This window comes from Piscirickettsia litoralis, from assembly GCF_001720395.1.
In the GTDB taxonomy this organism is placed as follows: Bacteria; Pseudomonadota; Gammaproteobacteria; order Piscirickettsiales; family Piscirickettsiaceae; genus Piscirickettsia; species Piscirickettsia litoralis.
The window spans coordinates 2,755,845-2,758,532 of sequence record NZ_MDTU01000001.1 but is presented as its reverse complement, the minus strand read 5'-3'; the positions used below and the strand labels follow the sequence as shown (position 1 = coordinate 2,758,532).

General features: G+C 30.0%; 3 protein-coding genes and 1 pseudogene. All 4 read right to left on the bottom strand.

Annotated elements, in window-relative coordinates:
* Positions 1-214: 214 nt before the first annotated feature.
* The gene (locus BGC07_RS13625) at positions 215-832 is read right to left on the bottom strand and encodes a NeuD/PglB/VioB family sugar acetyltransferase (RefSeq protein ID WP_268801720.1); all 618 of its coding nucleotides are present in this window, start codon (positions 830-832) and stop codon (positions 215-217) included.
* 19 nt (positions 833-851) lie between these two features.
* Entirely contained in the window at positions 852-1,364 is a 513-nt protein-coding gene (locus BGC07_RS13620; RefSeq protein ID WP_069313543.1) for a GNAT family N-acetyltransferase, read from the bottom strand.
* On the bottom strand, positions 1,364-2,119 hold the full coding sequence (locus tag BGC07_RS13615) for a hypothetical protein (RefSeq protein ID WP_069313542.1): 756 nt from the start codon (positions 2,117-2,119) through the stop codon (positions 1,364-1,366). The genes BGC07_RS13620 and BGC07_RS13615 overlap by 1 nt, the downstream gene beginning before the upstream one ends.
* A 186-nt stretch (positions 2,120-2,305) precedes the next feature.
* Positions 2,306-2,554, bottom strand: a pseudogene (locus BGC07_RS23960) (WbqC family protein); the annotation flags it as partial.
* Positions 2,555-2,688 lie beyond the last annotated feature (134 nt).

Genomic DNA, 2,688 nt, shown 5'->3' with positions numbered 1-2,688 from the left:
TTTATCGAAAAAAATCACCTTCAAAAATATATGGAATTCTCTCATTGATTTCATAATAATCTTCATATAAGTTATTGGCTATTGAACTTATGCCAACTACTGCATACTTTGAATATCTAGAGTATAAATAGGACTCATACATCGATGATGGAAAAACTGCACAAAACTCTTTATTCATCAAAAATAAACTCATTTGCTAATTTTTTCAATCACTTTAGCCGGAGTTCCATATGATAGCGTATTCGGGGGAAATATTTGATAAGACCACTGAGCCTGCACCGACAACCGCTCCCTTATCAATTTTAACCTTTCTTGCTAAAACTACCCCAATAGAAACAGTCACTAGTTTTTCTACTTGTACATGTCCACCTGTTATCACACCAGGGGCCAAACTGCTAAAACAGCCAATTGTTGAGTCATGATCAATTGAAGATGCGGTATTGATTATGCAAAAATCATTGATTATACAGTTTGAATTTATTATAACCCCAGGCATAATAGTAACTCCCACACCAAGAGTCACGCTATCCATGATCACCGCTGTTGGGTCTATCACATTAATAAATGTGAAATCCTTATTCTTGCTTAAAATTTCTCGATATACACTTAACCTTGAGTAGTTATCCCCTATTGCGATAAACCCAGCTGCACACTTATTTTTTTCCATAATCAACTGAATATTTTCTATTCCCCCTAAAATAGGATAGCCGTAGACAATTGTTCCTGGTGCTTTATAGTCATCAATTAAACCAACGATATTAAATGTATTCAACTTATTTAGAATATCAATCACAACTCCAGCATGACCAGATGCTCCGAAAAATAATAATATTATTCATACATACTCTTGCCTATTTTTCAATACCATATGAAAGCCTACCCCATCGCTTACCTTTCCTATAAAAAAAATTATTTTTGCAGCCTTCTCTAAGCCAGCCTAGTTTTTCAAATAATCGTATTGATTTAGTGTTATATTCTATAATATCTGTATCTAATCGGACTAGACCCAATTCTAGAAAAGAATAATCTGTTATTAGGTTAACTGATTCTTCACCATATCCTTTTCCTTGATATTCTTTATTACCAATCATAACTCCAAGATATGCATTTCTATTTTTCCAATCAATATTCACTAAACTAATCGTACCAATTGGTTCATTATTACTATTACATATTATAAAGCGTCGATCATTTTGGGTTTGATCTTGATCAGCTATCCACTTACGAATAACAGTTTTAGAACCAGGAAAGTGCCAACCACATAACATTTCATTAATTTCAGGGTCATTAGCCCATAAATATAAATGATCTAAATCATTTTCTTCAATAGCTCTAAAATAAACTCTCTTTGAATAAATTCCCATTAGCCCACCTTTAAACTATTAATCAAGTCAACTATCTTTTTCATGTGCTTTATGCCATAACGATGATCTATAGGTAGCGGTATTAAATTTTTAGATAAATATTTTTCAAAATTATTTAAATTAGAACCAATATTTTTCCAATAATGTGCAACAAACACTTTATTTTTGATAAAATCTTCTCTTGATAAATTACTAGTTAATAAAGGGTAAACCATCGGACCTAGCGCTGATTGGATATTAATTTTTAACTCATTTAAACAACCTAATTTATCATGTAAGTATGCAAAGTTTTCTACTCTAGCTTGTCTTAATTTCTCAAAATCTACTAAATCAAGCAGTGATTGAGTAGCGACAGACATTTTTTTTACTTCGCTATTCTCAATATTTATTTCGTTGTGCTTATATTTAGAGTAACTTTCTTGGTCAGATTTTTTATTTTTATAAAAAAAATCATGTGATTCACAACTCTCACCCAATGGTAATTTTTCATATTTATTTTTAAATTTTTCAGAATCAAATTTCAAATATCCCCCATCAGCTACAGGGAAAAATTTTCTTGGCGAATAAAATGACATATGGTTTGATGTACTATAAAATGCCTGACAGCAATCTATTATTAGTTTTTTCTTTTCTTCTGAGCCATTAACAAAGCTATCTTTTATGCCAAAATAATTGACATATACAAAATATTCATCTTTTGGAATTTCACAGTCAGGCTCTAGATTATCATTAATATGGTAAAAACTACTTCGCATATATTTTCAATATCAGTTTTAAATTTCCCACAAGTATAATAAGGTAAATATATTTTATTAATCTTCAAACAATCGATCAAAAATAACAGGCTATTTCTGCCACTATTTAACCTTAGTGACTCTTGATGGATAGAAGACCTCTCTAACAAAGAGCAGTAGTTAATGAACCCTCCTATAGGATAGTTATTAAAGTACGCCATATTCATTCAATACTCTTTTCGTTAATTCATCAATATCAAAAACCATAAGCTCATGAATAATAGACAACCTATCAGTTACTTTGCAGTCAATAAAATCTATTTTTACATTATGTTCACTAAATTTACATTTTTGATAAAGGTTTTTACCACCAATCGAATTTACATAATGACTACAGTTAAAATAACGGCATATTTCAATAATTTTTTCAAACCTTTCTTCACAAACCAACTCTAGCTCAGATGATCTAAAAAATTAGAGTATTAAAATTTAAAAGCTTTGCTATCTTAGTAATAGTTTCAATATTGTAATCAGATAAATTATCTGATTTTTGCATCTATTATATTAGAAATAACAGATTCGTCATTTTT